Raw genomic sequence first — 15,672 nt, 5'->3', positions numbered from 1 at the left:
ACTACCGAGAACATGAGCGTAGAACTTAAAAAGGAACTTTCCAGCCGTTCGAGGTGAAAACTGCTTAGTTGCCGCTTACTTGTGCCGGTTTTGAGTGATGGCCAAATAACATTCACTTCACAAACATGGAGGTATTGCTTAACGAGCGGCCAATTGAGTGCAGGTGACTCTTCAAACGGCTGAAGGACCACCCGTGGCAAAGACAAGTTACGGACGTGACATCCAGGGTTGGGCAAGTTCGAGCAAGCCTCGTCCGCCGCGTTTGAGACCGTTGACCACCGGCAGCCAATTGATGTCTGTGATCACCACGTCCGCCGCTGGGGTGATGCGAACTTCGCCCGCTGTCACGCCGGCCATGCCGCCATCGGGAATGAAAATCGTGACCCAGTCGCCGGCGGCCTCGATGACCATGCAGATGCGCCAGCTTTCATCTTCCTTGAGTAAGCCGATCCTGGCGCCGTCAGCGTTTTCAAGGCCCGCAAAGCGCTCGGCAGTTTCCTTGACCAGTTGATATCCGGGCAACTTGGTCAGCACGTTGTTCTCGATGCTTTCAAGGGTGCGTCTTGCCGGCGCGGTTCTGGCCAGCAGACCGGCGAGAAAGCACAAAAGGATCAGGCTGAACAAGGTCACCAGACTCAGTAGCGCAACGCCGGCTACATCGTAGTCAGCGAACATCGGCAGCAGTTTGTGAATGGGGCCGCTTAACAAGTGAATGGCTTTTTCGATCAGCACCGCGATGAGCACCAACGGCAAGATAAACAGCAAACCGCCCACTACAGTGGTCTTGATGAACTTGAACATCGCTGCCTCCGTCGTCCATTTATTTGGAAGTGAGGAGAGGCTAGCTGATAAAAAACCGTCTATACCGAACAAGCGTGATGACCGCTGCCTCTGGAACAGTCCAGTTCCAGCAGCCTCAAGGATTCCGGGCGTCGCAAAAACGGATGATTGCAACTACGTTTTTCAGCGCACGGCCTGCTGCATGCGGATAAACAATGCCGGGAGCGTGATGATGAAGCGGAACCTGAAGCTCTTCTGCCTGCTCGCTGCGACAGCGAGTCTGAATGTTCACGCTGACGATCCGCCAGCGACCGAGGTTGTTCGCAATCCGCAGGTGATCAACAAGGTCATCGACATGGGCGAGTATTTGCGCAGCCTGTCGCAATTTGAAGTCACTGCCGCAGTGTCCAGGGACACGGTTCTGGATTCAGGGCAAAAAATAGAGATCGCCTCGAAGAACACGCTGCTGGTGGTCGGGCACGATCGCCTCTACGCACTGAGCGACGGCGATAACAACACCCGCGAGTTTTTCTACAACGGCAAGAAGCTTACGCAGTATTCGCCTTACCTCAACTACTACACCACGGTGGATGCGCCGAAGACGATCCAGGAAACGCTGCACCTGGTCGAGCAGCATTACGGTATTCAGGTGCCGATGGAAGACATGTTTCTGTTCGGCAGCGATCAGGCGCAGATCGATGCCCTGCAAAGCGCTTTGTACATCGGACCTTCGACCGTCAACGGACAACTGTGCGATCACCTTGCATTTCGCCAGCCAGGTGTCGACTGGCAGCTGTGGATCACGCGAGCCGAGAAGCCCTTGCCGTGCAAGCTGGTGATCACCACCACCGACGATCCGAGTTTTCCGCAGTACAGCGCGGTGTACCGCTGGAACCTCAAACCCGTCATCAAACCATCCGCCTTCACCTTCACCCCGCAAAAGGGTGACGTTGCGATCGCATTGAAAAAGACCAGTGAATAGGAGAGCGCGATCATGTTCGGGAGGACACTCAACGGTGGGCTGCTGTCGATACTGACCGTCTCTCTTCTGACACTTGGCATCTCGGTGGAGGTCGACGCGGGACCGCGAGGCAGGGCCAACGCCCGTGCGTCGATAAACCGCCCCCATGCGGGCAATGTGCAACGCGCGCAACACATTCCTGTGCAACGTAATGTGGGGCACAGAAACAACGCGATGCCGCGCAACAATGCTGCTCAACGCAACGACCACATCAATTCCAATCGGCAGATGTCGGCGGGCAATCGCGTGGGCAACCGCAACACTCGCGTCAACAACAGCGTGCATAACGTCAACATCGACAATCACCGGGATGTGGACATCGATGTCGACGGGCGCGGACGTTACGGCTATGACGACCACTATCACCCGATTGCGACAGCCGCGGCGGTCACCGCCACGGTGGCAGTGACCTCGGCGGTGGTGGGGGCGATCTTCAGCCCGGCGCAGATCCCGTCCGATTGCGTACAGGTCATGCGTTACAACACTGCCTACATGCAATGCGGATCGACGTGGTTCCAGCCGCAATATCAAGGGTCCAACGTGACCTACGTGGTGGTCAATGCCCCGTAAAGGGCGAGTCAGTTGTGGGGCTTTTCTTTGTCCCGGTTGGGGCAAGCCTTCAGCTTTGGGGAGATGGGCAAGATGCGGCACAAGCTATTGCGTTCGTTGATAGCGTTGGCGTTATGCGTACTGTGGTACATACCAGTTCAGGCAGCGACAGAAGCTTCGGCCGATGCAGACGCAAACGCCTTACAGGCCCCTGATCCGGTAGAACTGAAGATCGGCAATCGCAGTGTCTTCGTGTTCCGTGGCGCGCTTCTGGGGGAAACCCCAGCCAATCGTGCCAAACGGGCGACGGCCAGCATCGTGGACGCCCTGCAAAGCGATGACGATCTGACCGTCAGGGTCGACCCGATCCAGAGCAGCTTTCTGGTGCTGTTGGGGTATAACCGCGCGTTCATTGTCTCGCCCAGCGACGTGGGCAGCCCCGAAAAATCCGTACGCGACCTTGCCGAACAGGCGGCCAGTAACCTGCGCCTCGTCGTGACGGAAAACGGCGAAGCCCGCAGCCTGAAATTCCTCCTGGGGGCGGCAGGTTATTCACTCGCCGCGACAGCGATCTTCGTGCTGCTGCTCAAGGGCGCGGCGTACCTCAAGCGCAAGTTGCTGTCGTTATTGCCCCGCGCCATGCGCAAGCATTCCGGGTTGTTGAAGTTCGGCGAAACGCCGCTGTTCGACCTGCAATACCTGTACTACGTGTTCGACCGGTTTTTCTGGCTGATTTACTGGATCCTCGTGGCGCTGCTCAGCTATCAGTGGTTGAGCTTCGTGCTCTCGCAATTTCCCTATACGCGGGCTTGGGGAGAAAGCCTGAACCTCTACCTGATCCAGTTGTTTCACTACCTGTTACGCGGAACCCTCAACGCCATGCCGGGCCTGGCGGTAGCGGTGTGTATCGTTCTGATCGCGCGAGCCATTTCCGCGTTCAGCCGACATCTGCTGACGCGCATGGCCCGGCCCGGCACCCTGCGCTGGTTGACCGCCGAAACCTTGCAGCCGACCGTACGCCTGACTTCACTGGCGATCTGGCTGTTCGCGCTGGTCATGGCCTATCCCTATCTGCCCGGTAGCGGCACCGATGCATTCAAGGGGCTCTCGGTGCTGATCGGCATCATGATCTCGCTGGGGGCTTCGAGTGTCGTGGGGCAGGGCGCGGCAGGGTTGATCCTGACCTACTCGCGCACCTTGCGTGCCGGCGAGTACGTGCGTGTCGGGGATCACGAAGGCACAGTGACCGAAGTCGGCATGTTCACCACCACCATCCGTACAGGGCTTGGCGAGGTGTTGACGTTGCCCAACTCGATGATCACCGGCAACGTCACCAAAAACTATTCGCGGGCGGTGCAGGGCCAGGGCTACATCGTCGACACCGTGGTCACCATCGGTTATGACACGCCGTGGCGGCAGGTAGAAGCGATGCTGATCGAGGCGGCGTCGCGCACCGAGGGGATACTGCAGACACCGGCCCCGCATGTCTTTCAGACCGCGCTTTCGGATTTCTACCCCGAATACCGGCTGGTCGCTCAAGCCGTGCCCAAGGAGCCACGTCCCCGCGCGGTATTGCTCAGTGAGTTGCACGCGCACATTCAGGACGTGTTCAACGAGTACGGCGTGCAGATCATGTCGCCGCACTATCTGGGCGATCCAGAGCAGGCCAAGTGGGTGCCCCGGGATCAATGGCATGCGGCACCCGCCAAGCCGCAAAACGACGGCTAGGCGCCGGTTACGGCGATGATGATCGGGCCGCACACGGCCAGCAGTACGTTGGAGATCGCGTAGCAAACGGTGAAGCCAATGACCGGCGTGCTGCTGCCGGACTGATCGAGAATCCGGTTCATGGACGCTGCTTCGGTTTGCGCGCCGGCCAGCGCGCCGAACAGGATCATGGGGTGCAGTCGCAATACGTAGCGCCCGAAATACAGCGACACCAGTGGCGGAACCAGCGTCACCGCTGCGCCGGCGAGCAACAGGGCAACGCCTTGTTCCTGTATCGCGTTGATCGCTGCGGGCCCGGCGAGCAAGCCCACCACCGCGCCGAACGCCGTCAGCCCGAACTCCGAAAACGCCCATTGTGCCGCAGGCGGCAGGGCGCCGAACTCTGGATGGCGCGAGTTGAACCAGCCGATCAGCAAGGCCACGACCAGCACGCCACCGCCCACGCCCAACTCCACCGGGATCATGCCGATGTGGGTCGACAGCAGGCCGATCACCGAGCCCAGCACCATGCCCAGAGCATGCACGGCGATATCAGTCTTGTAGCTCTTTTTGCGCGAGCGGCCGATCTGGGTTGCCAGTGCGTTCACGCTGCTGGTGCGGCCGGTCAAGCTGATGACATCGCCACGACGCAGGACGGTGAACGGCAACAGCGGCAAATCCATGCCCTGGCGCTTGATCCCCGTCAGGTGGCAGCCCAGGCGCTCCGATCCCACCAGGCGGCTTTTGACGTCATGCAAGGTCTTGCCAGCCAGCTGGGCATTGGTCACCACGACATCGGCGCTGGCGGTGGGAAAGGACATCGCTTTGGAATGATCGACCTCGGGGCCTATCCACATCGCCAGATTGCCGACTGCCGAACGCAACGCATAGATACCCAGCACGTCGCCTTCCATCAGCGTGAACGCTTCGTCGCGGTCGTGAATTTCTCCGTCACGGATGACGCGCTCGATGCTGATGGCCGGGTGCAGTTGCTCAAGGTCGGCGACGGTCAGCCCGCTCGCCAGAGAACTGGACACACGATGGGCGCGGGTCACGATCATCGTGTACGCCACGGTGAGGATTTCCTCCTCGCGGGTAATGCCCAGCTCCTGCTCCAGCTCCCTGGCCGAAGTGCGCAGATCTACGCCCAGCAGCTTTGGCGCGATCGTTCCGACGAAGACCAGCAGGCCGACGGTGCCGAAGATGTAGGTGATGGCGTAGGCGATGGCCATGTGGCTGTTGAGCAGCTTCTGCTCCTCAAGGGATATCGGCAACTGCGCGATGGCGCTGCTGGCGGTGCCCATGATCGCTGTATCGGTCAACGCCCCGGCGCCCACGCCGGCGGTGAATCCGGCGTCGAAATGGAAGATCGCGTTCATGGCCAGAATCGTGGCCAGCGCCGTTGCGCACAGCACCACTGAAAACAGCACCAGTTTCAGCGTGCCCCGGTTCAGGCTGCCGAAAAACTCGGGGCCGCTTTTGAAGCCCACGGCATAGATGAACAACGTGAAAAAAACCGATTTCAGCGCATGGGGTACTTCCAGCCCGATCTGCCCGATCAGCAGCCCCATCAGCAGCGCGCCGGCCACCGAGCCCAGGTGAAAGCTGCCAATGTGAAGACGACCGATCAGGATGCCCGAGGCAATCGCGAGGAACACCGCGATCTCGGGATTGGCGCGCATGACATGAAGCACGAACTCGACCATCGAGACACTCCTTGTGGAAGGCCTGGAGCACCCGTCTGGAGGTTTTTTTCATGCTTCAGGCCGGGAAAGTTTTCACGCGCCTGGCGTTTCAAGGCTCCGGTTGCGGGGTAGGGGGAATGTGGCTGTCGAGCGGCCCGGACACCGTGCCTCGGGTCTCGACGAGAGCCGGGTCGAGCGGCGCAGGCCGGGCGGGAGCGTCGACCCAGGAATTGAACAGTTCATAACCGATGGCCAGGATCACCGGCCCGATGAACAGCCCGATGATGCCATTGGTGATCATCCCGCCGAGGGCGCCAATCAGAATCACCGGCATCGGCACCGCCACGCCACGGCCGAGCAGCAACGGTTTGAGGACGTTGTCCGACAGCCCTGCCAGGACGTTCCAGATCGCGAACACAATGGTCGCGAAACCGGCGCCTTCCTGCATGAACACGTAGATGATGATCGGCACGGTGACCAGAAAGGTCGGCAGCTGCATGATCCCCAGCAGCAAGACCATGAGTGCCAGCAGCCCGGCCGCCGGGATTCCCATGATGATCAGCGATACGCCGACCATCAGCATCTGGATGAAGGCGATACCGACCACCCCCTGAGCGACCGCGCGAATGGTGGAGGTGCACAGAACCGCGAGTTCGGGGCCGCGTTCCGGGCTGAAGATCCGCGCTGCGATGGCATTGGCACGTCGCCCGGCGGCTTCACCGTAGGCCATGAAGAAGCCGGCGATGATCAACGCCAGGATGAACACGATGATGCCGCGCCCCACGCCGGCCAGCTTGAGCAATATCAGGGTGCTGAAGCTTTTCAGGTGCGGCCCCACCTCCTGGATGGCCCAGGTCATGTCGGTGGACGCGTGGGTCCAGATGGCGAATACCTTGTCGCCAATCAGCGGCCAGTCCTGCACCGAAGCTGCGGGGGGTGGGATTTCCGGTGTCCAGTCTTGGGCGAAATGCATCGCGTGCTGTACAGAGGTAGCGACTGACTCGCCGAGAAACACCATGGGCACGATCAGAATGCTCAAGCCCACCAGCACCAGCAGAATGGCCGCCTTGCCGGACGACAGATGCAGGCGTCGGGCGATCAGCATATTGAGCGGATACAGCATCACCGCGAGGATGATCGCCCAGAGCATGACGCTGAGAAACGGGTGAAAGATTTCATAGCAGAAGATCACCAGCGCAGCGATCAGGCCAGCGCGGATGAGCACATCCAGAAACTCCCCGGAGGCCGCGCTGAGTCTTGGGTTAAGCATCGTCGAAGTGCTCCTGCAAAAGTGTGTATTGCGCCGCGCGGACTAACGCTCGGGCACAGGTGAAGGGCGCTAGTTGCGTCCTTCACTGAATGGATAAAGCAGGGTCGGAAAGTATCGGTGTTAGCCCAACTCTAGTAGCAAATGAATGGATCAACGACTGCAGTTGAAATATTTTTAGTGTCAGTTACTTCGGCAAGAGAAGTGACGGGCGCTCATGGGCGCCTTGCCTTACACCCATCACGAAAAAACCACTGGCGGGTTTGAAAGTCCGCCGATTGTTGCCTACAACACCAGTAGCCCTCTCGCTGCTCGCTTGAGAAGTCCGGGCTACTTCCAATGATTCAAGACGACCAAAGGAATAAGCAGATGACACGATCACTGATGGTGAACGGCGCGCTTGTGGCGGTGTTGGGTGCGGCCAGTATGTTCGCGCAAGCGGATCAGGCAGGAGGCAACGGGTGTGGCTGGGGCAACATGGTGTTCGAAGGGCATAACGGCCTGGCACCGCACCTGTTGGCGACCACCACCAACGGCACGTCCGGCAACGCCACGTTCGGTCTGACCTCCGGTACCAACGGCTGTAACAAGGACGCCAAGCTCGGCTATGGCGGCAAGTCGATGTTCGCCATGAACGGCATGCTGGACAACATCGCCGAGGACATGGCGAGCGGCAAGGGCGAAGCGCTGGATGCCTACGCCGTACTGCTGGGGGTCGAAGCCCAGGACCGTGAACATTTCGCCAATGTGACCCACCAGCACTTCGCCGAAATCTTTACCCAGGGCAAGGAATCCGGTGAGCAGGTTTATCAGAATACCCTTGCGGTGATGGAACGTGACGCAGTACTGGCGCGTTATGCGCGTCAACCGGCTTAACACCCGACAAGCACAAACGCCTTTGCAAGAAGGCGTTTGTTTTGTGAATTTTTAACTTTCCGTTATCACTAAGAAAACAATCCGAGCGCATGGAGTCGACCCTTTTCTCCTTCATTCGCATGTGACGACCGCAGGAATGACTATGAGCAAAGTGCCATCATTAGTTGTGTTTCGCGAGCAGAGGGGCTTTTCCTGAGAGCGCAGGTATTTTCTGGCGAATGAAAGATTCGGGTCTATAGTTTCGATCTGTTATCGCGAAAGTTTAAAAAAAGACCGAACTAACTAAAGGTCTGCAAGCGCTGTGTGCATGGGTAAATAACGTGCGGTCAAGTCACGCCTTCAGATCGGGCTCAGACGATTTCAACAGGGAAGGTAAACGTGAGCGTACGCGAACAAATCGTGGATCTTGAAACGAGCGTTGGCCAGAGTGTGCTGGGTCAAGGTGGCGTGATTCGTCACTTGCTGATCGGTTTGCTGGCCGATGGGCACGTGCTTCTGGAAAGCCTTCCAGGACTTGCCAAGACCCGTTTGGTCAAATCCCTCGCCAAACATCTGGACGCGAAAATGAGCCGCATCCAGTTCACCCCGGACCTGCTGCCATCGGACATTACCGGTGCAGAAATCCTGCAGCAGATTGACGGCCGCAACCAGATCAAATTCCAGCCGGGCCCGTTGTTCGGCAACGTGATCCTGGCCGACGAAATCAACCGGGCCCCGGCCAAGGTTCAGGCCGCCTTGCTGGAGGCCATGGAGGAACGGCAGATCACGGTGGCGGGCGAAAGCCATGCGATGACGCAATTGTTCATGGTGATTGCCACCCAGAACCCGATCGAGCAGGAAGGCACTTATCCGTTGCCCGAAGCGCAGATGGACCGGTTCCTGATGAAACTGCACCTGGATTATCCAAGCCCTACCGACGAGGCCTCGGTGTTGCAACTGGTTCGTGGCGAAGAAGCCCTGGCCCACGCTTCAGCCGCAGTTGCGCAGCGCCTCGAACAACAGGCGATTTTCGCCGCGCGCCAGGAGATCAGCTCGATTCACGTGGCGCCGACCATCGACCGCTACCTGATCGATCTGGTCAATGGCACGCGCCGGCCGGCGGACTTCGATGCGGACCTGGGGCGCTGGATCAACGTCGGCGCCAGCCCCCGCGGCGGCATCGCTCTGGACCGCGCGGCGCGGGCCCATGCCTGGTTGAATCAGCAGGATTTCGTGTCGCCGGATGATGTGCGTGCCGTGCTGCACCCGGTGCTTCGTCATCGAATGATGCTCAGCTATGACGCCGTCGCCGACGGCGTGAATGCCGACCAAGTGCTCGACCGCCTGCTGGACAAGGTAGCGATTCCGGCCTGAAGGGTTCCCGATGATGCAACAGCCACTACAGCCCGTTGCCGATGGGCATGTCTACGTCTCCCTCGAGCAGTTGATGCTGTTCGAGCACCGTGCCCGTGGCCTGAGTTTTCTGGCCCGGCAGCCGGTGTCGAGCGTACTGGCCGGGACCCGCGCCTCGCGCCTGCGAGGGCGTGGCCTGAGTTTCGATGAGCTGCGTCACTACAGTCCCGGCGACGATCTGAGGCATCTGGACTGGCGTGCGTCGCTGCGCTTTGGCAAACCGTTCATTCGCACCTTCACCGAAGAGCGCGACCGCCCCACGTTGTTGCTGGTCGATCAACGCATGAGCATGTTCTTCGGCTCGAGGATGAACCTCAAATCGGTGACTGCCGCAGAAGTGGCGGCGCTGGCGGCCTGGATCGCGTTTCAGGCCGGAGACCGGGTCGGCGGCATGGTGTTCGACGATCAGCGTATCGAGACCGTCCGCCCGCTGCGCAGCCGCTCGCGGGTTGAAGCATTGTGCTCGGCGATCGTGCGCTTCAATCAGGCGCTCAATGCCACACGGCCGGAAGAGGCCGAAGGCGTGATATTCGACCGGGTGCTGCGTCACTGCCTGAACAACGCCGCCCATGACCATCTCATTTGCATCATCAGCGACTTCGCCGACATCACCGAGCAGACGTTGCCGCTGCTGCGTGAGTTGCGCGCGCACAACGACGTGCTGGCCCTTCAGGTGTTCGACCCGCTGGCGACGGCCTTGCCCGAGCGTGGCAATGTCACCGTGACCCAGGGTGAACTGCAGATCGACCTCAACGTTGAGCAACGCAACGTGAATCGGCCACTCGGCGCCTTCCTGACCGGGCGCCTCGACGATGTGGCGACGCTGATGAAGCGCAGCCAGATCCCGCTGATGATGTTCAATACCGGGGAAGACACGGTGGCGCAATTGCGTCAGGCGTTGGGTCGCGGGCAGGTGCCGCGTCAAGCAGGAGTGCGGCCATGACCGCCAACGCGCCTGCGGATATCAACCAGTTGCAGGAACTGGCAGTGGCTGCGCCGGATGTCAGTTATCTGCCGCAAACCTGGGGCTGGGCGCTGCTCGCCGGGTTGCTGGTGATCGTGGTTGCGCTGGTGTATTGGCGTCGCCGGACGCATTGGCGGCGTGATCTGTATCGCCGCGAAGCCTTGGCGCGGCTGGGGTTCATCGAACAGCACATCGACGATCCCGCACAGCGGGCGCAGGCGATTCGCGAGCTTCCTGAACTGCTCAAACGCGTGGCCTTGTCGATCCCGGCCAGGGAGAGCGTGGCAGCGCTGCGAGGCGAGCAATGGCAGGGTTTCTTGCAGCGCCACGCTGCGTCGCCACTGCCGGACGATTTCGCCGCACAACTGGCAAGCCTGGCCTATCAGCCGAGTGAACGCGTGACGACGGCGCATCTGCGGGAGTTGTTGAAGGTGAGCCGGCAATGGATCGAGGCGCACCATGTGGCAGTTTGAGTATCCCTGGGTGTTTGTGCTGATTCCGGCGCCATGGCTGGCGTATCGCTTTCTGTCCGAATACCACGAAGCACGCAGTGCGCTGCGCGTGCCTTTTTTCACGTCCATGAGCCGCGCTGTGGGCCAGACGCCCGCAAGATCAAGCACCACCGGACGTTGGCAATTGGCCCTGCATCTGCTGGTCTGGGTTCTGCTGCTGATCGCCTGCGCCCGGCCGGTACTGGTGGAAAAACCGCTGGAGCGCGAGCAACCGACCCGGGACTTGATGCTGGCCATCGACATCTCGCAGTCCATGCAGACTCAGGACTATGCCGCCCCCGATGGACGCCTGATCGATCGCCTGACCGCCGTGAAAGCCGTGGTCCGTGATTTCATCGCCCAGCGCAAGGATGACCGCCTCGGCCTGATCGTCTTCGGCACGGGCGCATACACTCAGGCGCCGCTGACGCTGGACCACGACAGCCTGTTGCTGCTGCTGGACGAAACCCGCATCGGCATGGCCGGGCCCAACACGGCGCTGGGCGACGCCATCGGTCTGACCATCAAGCTGCTGGACCAGGCTCATGAGCAGGAAAAGGTGCTGATTCTGCTCACCGACGGCAATGACACCGGCAGTGCGATCACCCCCGATCACGCCGCGAAGATGGCCAGCGACCGGGGCATCGTCATCCACACCATCGGTATCGGTAATCCCCAGGGCACGGGCGAGGCCAAGGTCGACCTGCAAACCTTGCAGGACATCGCGCAAGCCACCGGCGGCCGCTCGTTCCTGGCCCGGGACCGCAACGCCTTGCAGCAGGTTTACGCCACCCTCGACCAGATCACCCCGCACAAGGTCAAGACCTTCAGTCATCAGCCCAAGCGCGATCTGTTCTGGGTGCCGCTGGGCATTGGTCTGCTGCTGTTGACGCTGTGCCAGCTGTTCGCGGCGTTCTGGGGGCGAATGGCATCACGCGCTCCAGCGCGCGCTGAAGTGGAGGCCTGAGATGCAGATTGACCTCAGTGCTTTCCATTTTCTGCGCCCGCTGTGGCTGCTGTTGTGGGTGCCGGGCCTGCTGTTGCCGATCCTCTGGGTGCGTCGGCATGATCTTTCTCGACGCCTGACGGGGGTGATCGCACCGCACCTCATTACTCATCTGGTGATCACGCCGGAGGACGAACACCGATTCCGTCCGGTGCACCTGTTCGCAGCGTTACTGCTGCTCGGTGGGCTTGCGGCGGCTGGACCGACCTGGGAGCAGGACCGCCCTGATTTTCTGGAAAACCGCGCGCCCTTGGTCATCGCACTGGACCTGTCGCGCTCAATGGACGCTGACGATCTGCAGCCCACGCGGCTGGAAGCGGCGAAACAGAAACTGCATGACCTGATTCACTTGCGCGGCGGAGCGCGCACCGCGTTGATCGCCTACGCGGGCACTGCGCATCTGGTGATGCCGGCGACTGAAGACCCTGCCTTGCTCGACACCTATTTACAGGCACTGAGCACGGACCTGATTTCGACCTCGGGCAAGGATGTTCTGGGCGTCATCGATGAGGCCAAGCGTCTGCTGGGCACCGACACTCCTGGTACCTTGCTGCTGGTGACCGACGGCGCCGACAGTCGTCAGTTTGCGGCGATCAAACAGCATCTGGACGACAGCGACCTGCAAGTGCTGGTCATGGCGGCAGGGGTGAAAAATGGCGGCGTGGTCAATGGCCCCAATGGCGAAGCGCGCACCGATGACAACGGCCGGCCGGTGCTGGCCCGTTTCGATTCCGACGGGCTCAAACAGCTCGCCCACGCCGCGGATGCGCCGCTGGGCAGCCTGAGCCTGAACAATGACGATCTGGACTGGATCGAGTTGCACGCCCAACAGCACTTCCAGGCCTCAGCCAATGACGCCGATGTCCTGCACTGGAAGGACGCCGGTTACTGGCTGTGCTGGCCGCTGCTGCTGATCGCGTTGCTGACCATTCGCCGTGGCTGGCGGATCAACTGGCTGGCGAGCCTCTTGCTGGCGTTCGGCATGAGCGGGCACGCGCCAGACGCTAGCGCCGGTGCGCTGGCCGACGCCTTTTTGACCCCCGATCAACAGGGCCGCTGGGCGTTCGAACATCAACGTTATGCCGAGGCCGCCGAGCATTTCAGCGATCCGTACTGGAAGGGCGTGGCCGCCTATGAGGGCGCGGATTTCAAAGTGGCGTTGGCCAGCTTCGCCGAGCTGGACACGCCGCCTGCGTATTTCTATTTGGGCAACAGCTACGTGCGCCTGTCGAAATTCCCCGAAGCGATCGCCGCCTATGAGCGTGCCCTGAAGTTGCAACCGGCGTTTCCCGAAGCCACGGCCAATCTGGCGCTGGCTCAGGCGTTGCAAAAGGATCGCGAGGACCAGCAACAGGCAGGGCCACCGGACGAGAAACCGGATCAAGTCAAGTTCGACAACACCAGCAACAGCGGCAAGCAGGTCGAGCGCAAGGTCAAGGTCGCGAGCTCCGATCAACAATGGCTCGACAACCTGACCACGTCGCCCGCGAAGTTTCTCAAACAGAAATTCCTGGTGCAGAGCGCATCCCGCGAGGCGCCGCAATGACGCGCGCGCTGATGTTCCTCATCTGTCTATTGCCTGCGCTGGCAGTGGCTGCGCCGCAGGTCAGCGTACGCAGTGAACTGCTCAATGGCGACAAGGCCCTGGTCGGCGGCACCGTGACGTTGCAGGTCGACGTGCTGGTGGACACCTGGTTCAGCTCGCCGCCCGAGTTACCCAAGCTCGCCATCGATGGCGCAGTGGTAACCCCGCCCAGCGGAGAGGCTCAGCACCTGACCGAGAAACAGCAGGGGCAAACCCTGTTCGGTCTGCGCTTCAATTACCAGATCACGCCGCTCAACGCTCAGGCCTATGACATTCCAGCGCTCAGCGTTCGCGTCACCCCGGGGCAGAGTCAGCAGCCGGTGACGGTCAGTACGACCGCGCAACATTTCAGCGCAGCGCAACCGGCAGGCGCCAAAGCCGGAGAGTCTTCGCTGATCGCCCAGCAGGTCGAACTCACGCAGACCATCGTCAAATCCCATGACCCGCTGCGCGTTGGCGACAGCATCACTCGGCAAGTGCAGACCCGTGCGGTCGGCGCCCAGACCATGCTGATTCCTGCGCCGCCGTTCGCCGAAATCAAGGGACTGACCCGCTATGTACAGCCGCCCAGCGTACACCCGCTGGAAGATGGCCGTGGCGGGGTGAACGGCGGTGCGCGGGAAGATTCGGTGATGTATCGCGTCACCGAGGAAGGCCATTTCAGTGTGCCGGCCATCGAGATGCCGTGGTGGAGCGCAGCCGACGGTCAGGCGCATTCGGCATCGGTGCCGGCGATCACCTTTGAGGCCAAGGGCGAGGCGAGCTATCAGGCGCCGTTCTCCATGGCGCAAGATCTGCGCGCGCTCAGGCACAGCGCGCAGGTCAACATCGCTCGGCATTGGCTGGTGATTGTGGCGGTGCTGGTCATCGGCGCTGCGCTGGTTTATTTCGGCAAGACCCGGGCCCGCGCGCTTTGGGTTGATTGGCTGCAGCGCCGTGAGCGGCGCAAGCGCGAATGGCTGAACTCCCCCGAATACGCCTGGCAACTCACGCGCCAGCAGTTGTCGGCGCAACCGCCTCGGCTCGATGGCCTGTACCTGTGGGTGCGGCGCAGTACGGGACGTGTCGATCTGCAGAGTTTTATTGGCAGCCGGCGTTTGCCGCTCATGCAGCGGCTGCAGCGCTGGTTCGCCAACCTCTACGCCGCAGAAAAATCGGCCCAGCCAGAACCACCTGCCGCGCTGCTGGATGACCTGCAAAAGGTGCATCAGCAGCACGCGACACGGACCTCGGCCAGGTACCACCTGAAACCACTGAATCCGCAATCGACCTATGGGGCCATCGATGAGAGCGAACGTCATGCAAGCGTTTCCTAAGCCGCAAACGCGACTCTGGCTGCTGGCCCTGTTGCTGGTATTGCCGCTCGCAAGCCCTGCCGCAGAGGTGCTGCCATCGTGGAAAGATGGCCCCTCGCGTCAGGCCATCGAAGCATTCGTGACCGCCGTCACTCGCGCAGGCGACAAGGATTTTATCCCGCCCGCCGAGCGCATCGCCGTGTTCGACAACGACGGCACGCTCTGGAGCGAACAACCGATGTATTTCGAGGTGCTGTTCGCCCTCGATGAAGTCAAGCGCATGGCCCCGCAACACCCCGAGTGGAAGGACGAACAACCGTTCAAGGCGGTGCTGGAAAACGATCAGAAGGCGTTGGCAGCAGCAGGGGAAAAGGGCTTGCTGCAAATCGTCGGTGCGACCCATACCGGGGTCACAACCGCTGAATTCAACGCCAACGCCCAGCGCTGGCTGGCCAAGGCCGTGCACCCACGCAGCCACAAGCCGTACACCGAAATGGTGTTCCAGCCGATGCTCGAACTGCTGGGCTATCTGCGTGAAAACGGCTTCAAGACTTACATCGTGTCCGGCGGCGAGGTGGCATTCATGCGCGCGTTCGCCGAAGAGGTTTACGGCATTCCCCCGGAACAGGTGATTGGCACGACCTTCGTGACTCAGTTCCAGAACAAGGACGGCAAATTCTCCATCCTGCGCCAGGGCAAGCTCGCCCACAACGACGACGGCCCCGGCAAGCCTGAGAGCATCGAATCGATCATTGGCCGCCGCCCGGTGTTTGCCTTTGGCAACTCCGACGGCGACCTGCAAATGCTGCAGTGGACGACGGCAGGAGAGGGCCGGCGTCTGGCAGGACTGGTGCATCACACCGACGGCCAGCGTGAGTGGGCCTACGATCGAAAGAGCAACATCGGGCGTCTGGACAAGGCGCTTGACCAGGCAACAGGTAACAAATGGGTAGTGGTAGATATGGCCAAGGAATGGACCCGGATCTATCCGGGCGACCCGGACCAAAGCCATCCCTGAAACCGCAGGCACATCAGGTCAGCGACGGTTCGCGTC

General features: G+C 60.9%; 14 protein-coding genes. 11 read left to right on the top strand and 3 right to left on the bottom strand.

Going from position 1 to position 15,672, the window contains the following annotated elements; translation table 11 throughout:
• Positions 1 to 207: 207 nt before the first annotated feature.
• On the bottom strand, positions 208 to 801 hold the full coding sequence (locus BWR59_RS03965; protein ID WP_081564326.1) for a hypothetical protein: 594 nt from the start codon (positions 799 to 801) through the stop codon (positions 208 to 210).
• On the opposite strand from BWR59_RS03965, the gene BWR59_RS03960 reads away from it, so the two are divergent.
• From BWR59_RS03960 to BWR59_RS03950, 3 genes are all read left to right on the top strand, one after another.
• Complete coding sequence (locus BWR59_RS03960; protein ID WP_230981954.1) at positions 794 to 1,762, top strand: DUF2092 domain-containing protein; 969 nt, start codon at positions 794 to 796, stop codon at positions 1,760 to 1,762. The genes BWR59_RS03965 and BWR59_RS03960 overlap by 8 nt on opposite strands.
• A 12-nt stretch (positions 1,763 to 1,774) precedes the next feature.
• A complete protein-coding gene (locus BWR59_RS03955) occupies positions 1,775 to 2,371 on the top strand; it encodes a hypothetical protein (RefSeq protein WP_081564324.1) in 597 nt (198 codons plus the stop codon).
• Between the two features lie 63 nt (positions 2,372 to 2,434).
• Complete coding sequence (locus BWR59_RS03950; RefSeq protein WP_081564323.1) at positions 2,435 to 4,078, top strand: mechanosensitive ion channel family protein; 1,644 nt, start codon at positions 2,435 to 2,437, stop codon at positions 4,076 to 4,078.
• Here the strand turns inward: BWR59_RS03950 and aspT are convergent.
• Positions 4,075 to 5,763: an aspartate-alanine antiporter gene (gene aspT / locus BWR59_RS03945; protein ID WP_081564322.1), complete on the bottom strand. Its 1,689-nt coding sequence runs from the start codon at positions 5,761 to 5,763 to the stop codon at positions 4,075 to 4,077. The genes BWR59_RS03950 and aspT overlap by 4 nt on opposite strands.
• A gap of 88 nt (positions 5,764 to 5,851) precedes the next feature.
• A complete protein-coding gene (locus tag BWR59_RS03940; protein ID WP_081564321.1) occupies positions 5,852 to 7,012 on the bottom strand; it encodes an AI-2E family transporter in 1,161 nt (386 codons plus the stop codon).
• A 366-nt stretch (positions 7,013 to 7,378) separates the two neighbouring features.
• Between BWR59_RS03940 and BWR59_RS03935 the strand changes: the two genes are divergently transcribed.
• From BWR59_RS03935 to BWR59_RS03900, 8 genes are all read left to right on the top strand, one after another.
• Positions 7,379 to 7,885, top strand: a complete 507-nt coding sequence (locus BWR59_RS03935) for a DUF3015 domain-containing protein (protein WP_081564320.1) — start codon at positions 7,379 to 7,381, stop codon at positions 7,883 to 7,885.
• Between the two features lie 378 nt (positions 7,886 to 8,263).
• Positions 8,264 to 9,238: a MoxR family ATPase gene (locus tag BWR59_RS03930; protein WP_081564319.1), complete on the top strand. Its 975-nt coding sequence runs from the start codon at positions 8,264 to 8,266 to the stop codon at positions 9,236 to 9,238.
• A 13-nt stretch (positions 9,239 to 9,251) separates the two neighbouring features.
• The gene (locus BWR59_RS03925; RefSeq protein ID WP_081564494.1) at positions 9,252 to 10,220 is read left to right on the top strand and encodes a DUF58 domain-containing protein; all 969 of its coding nucleotides are present in this window, start codon (positions 9,252 to 9,254) and stop codon (positions 10,218 to 10,220) included.
• A complete protein-coding gene (locus BWR59_RS03920; protein ID WP_081564318.1) occupies positions 10,217 to 10,714 on the top strand; it encodes a DUF4381 domain-containing protein in 498 nt (165 codons plus the stop codon). The genes BWR59_RS03925 and BWR59_RS03920 overlap by 4 nt, the downstream gene beginning before the upstream one ends.
• Positions 10,701 to 11,699: a VWA domain-containing protein gene (locus BWR59_RS03915; protein WP_081564317.1), complete on the top strand. Its 999-nt coding sequence runs from the start codon at positions 10,701 to 10,703 to the stop codon at positions 11,697 to 11,699. The genes BWR59_RS03920 and BWR59_RS03915 overlap by 14 nt, the downstream gene beginning before the upstream one ends.
• 1 nt (position 11,700) lies before the next feature.
• Positions 11,701 to 13,284 carry a VWA domain-containing protein gene (locus BWR59_RS03910; protein ID WP_081564316.1) on the top strand — a complete coding sequence of 528 codons (1,584 nt, stop codon included), beginning with the start codon at positions 11,701 to 11,703 and terminating at the stop codon, positions 13,282 to 13,284.
• The gene (locus tag BWR59_RS03905) at positions 13,281 to 14,639 is read left to right on the top strand and encodes a BatD family protein (RefSeq protein WP_081564315.1); all 1,359 of its coding nucleotides are present in this window, start codon (positions 13,281 to 13,283) and stop codon (positions 14,637 to 14,639) included. Before BWR59_RS03910 ends, BWR59_RS03905 begins: the two co-directional genes overlap by 4 nt.
• Positions 14,623 to 15,636 carry an HAD family hydrolase gene (locus BWR59_RS03900; RefSeq protein ID WP_081564314.1) on the top strand — a complete coding sequence of 338 codons (1,014 nt, stop codon included), beginning with the start codon at positions 14,623 to 14,625 and terminating at the stop codon, positions 15,634 to 15,636. Before BWR59_RS03905 ends, BWR59_RS03900 begins: the two co-directional genes overlap by 17 nt.
• The last annotated feature ends 36 nt before the right edge of the window (positions 15,637 to 15,672 follow it).

It is taken from the genome of Pseudomonas sp. Bc-h, from assembly GCF_002080045.1.
Lineage (GTDB): Bacteria > Pseudomonadota > Gammaproteobacteria > Pseudomonadales > Pseudomonadaceae > Aquipseudomonas.
This window is presented reverse-complemented; position numbering and strand designations above follow the sequence as displayed.

Excerpts from the sequence above, each read along its gene's own strand:
- BWR59_RS03955 (WP_081564324.1), top strand. The coding sequence starts at position 1,775 with ATGTTCGGGAGGACACTCAACGGTGGGCTGCTGTCGATACTGACCGTC.
- BWR59_RS03900 (WP_081564314.1), top strand. The coding sequence starts at position 14,623 with ATGCAAGCGTTTCCTAAGCCGCAAACGCGACTCTGGCTGCTGGCCCTG.
- BWR59_RS03910 (WP_081564316.1), top strand. The coding sequence starts at position 11,701 with ATGCAGATTGACCTCAGTGCTTTCCATTTTCTGCGCCCGCTGTGGCTG.
- BWR59_RS03920 (WP_081564318.1), top strand. The coding sequence starts at position 10,217 with ATGACCGCCAACGCGCCTGCGGATATCAACCAGTTGCAGGAACTGGCA.
- BWR59_RS03925 (WP_081564494.1), top strand. The coding sequence starts at position 9,252 with ATGCAACAGCCACTACAGCCCGTTGCCGATGGGCATGTCTACGTCTCC.
- BWR59_RS03935 (WP_081564320.1), top strand. The coding sequence starts at position 7,379 with ATGACACGATCACTGATGGTGAACGGCGCGCTTGTGGCGGTGTTGGGT.
- BWR59_RS03940 (WP_081564321.1), bottom strand. The coding sequence starts at position 7,012 with ATGCTTAACCCAAGACTCAGCGCGGCCTCCGGGGAGTTTCTGGATGTG.
- BWR59_RS03965 (WP_081564326.1), bottom strand. The coding sequence starts at position 801 with ATGTTCAAGTTCATCAAGACCACTGTAGTGGGCGGTTTGCTGTTTATC.
- BWR59_RS03915 (WP_081564317.1), top strand. The coding sequence starts at position 10,701 with ATGTGGCAGTTTGAGTATCCCTGGGTGTTTGTGCTGATTCCGGCGCCA.
- BWR59_RS03905 (WP_081564315.1), top strand. The coding sequence starts at position 13,281 with ATGACGCGCGCGCTGATGTTCCTCATCTGTCTATTGCCTGCGCTGGCA.
- aspT (WP_081564322.1), bottom strand. The coding sequence starts at position 5,763 with ATGGTCGAGTTCGTGCTTCATGTCATGCGCGCCAATCCCGAGATCGCG.
- BWR59_RS03950 (WP_081564323.1), top strand. The coding sequence starts at position 2,435 with ATGGGCAAGATGCGGCACAAGCTATTGCGTTCGTTGATAGCGTTGGCG.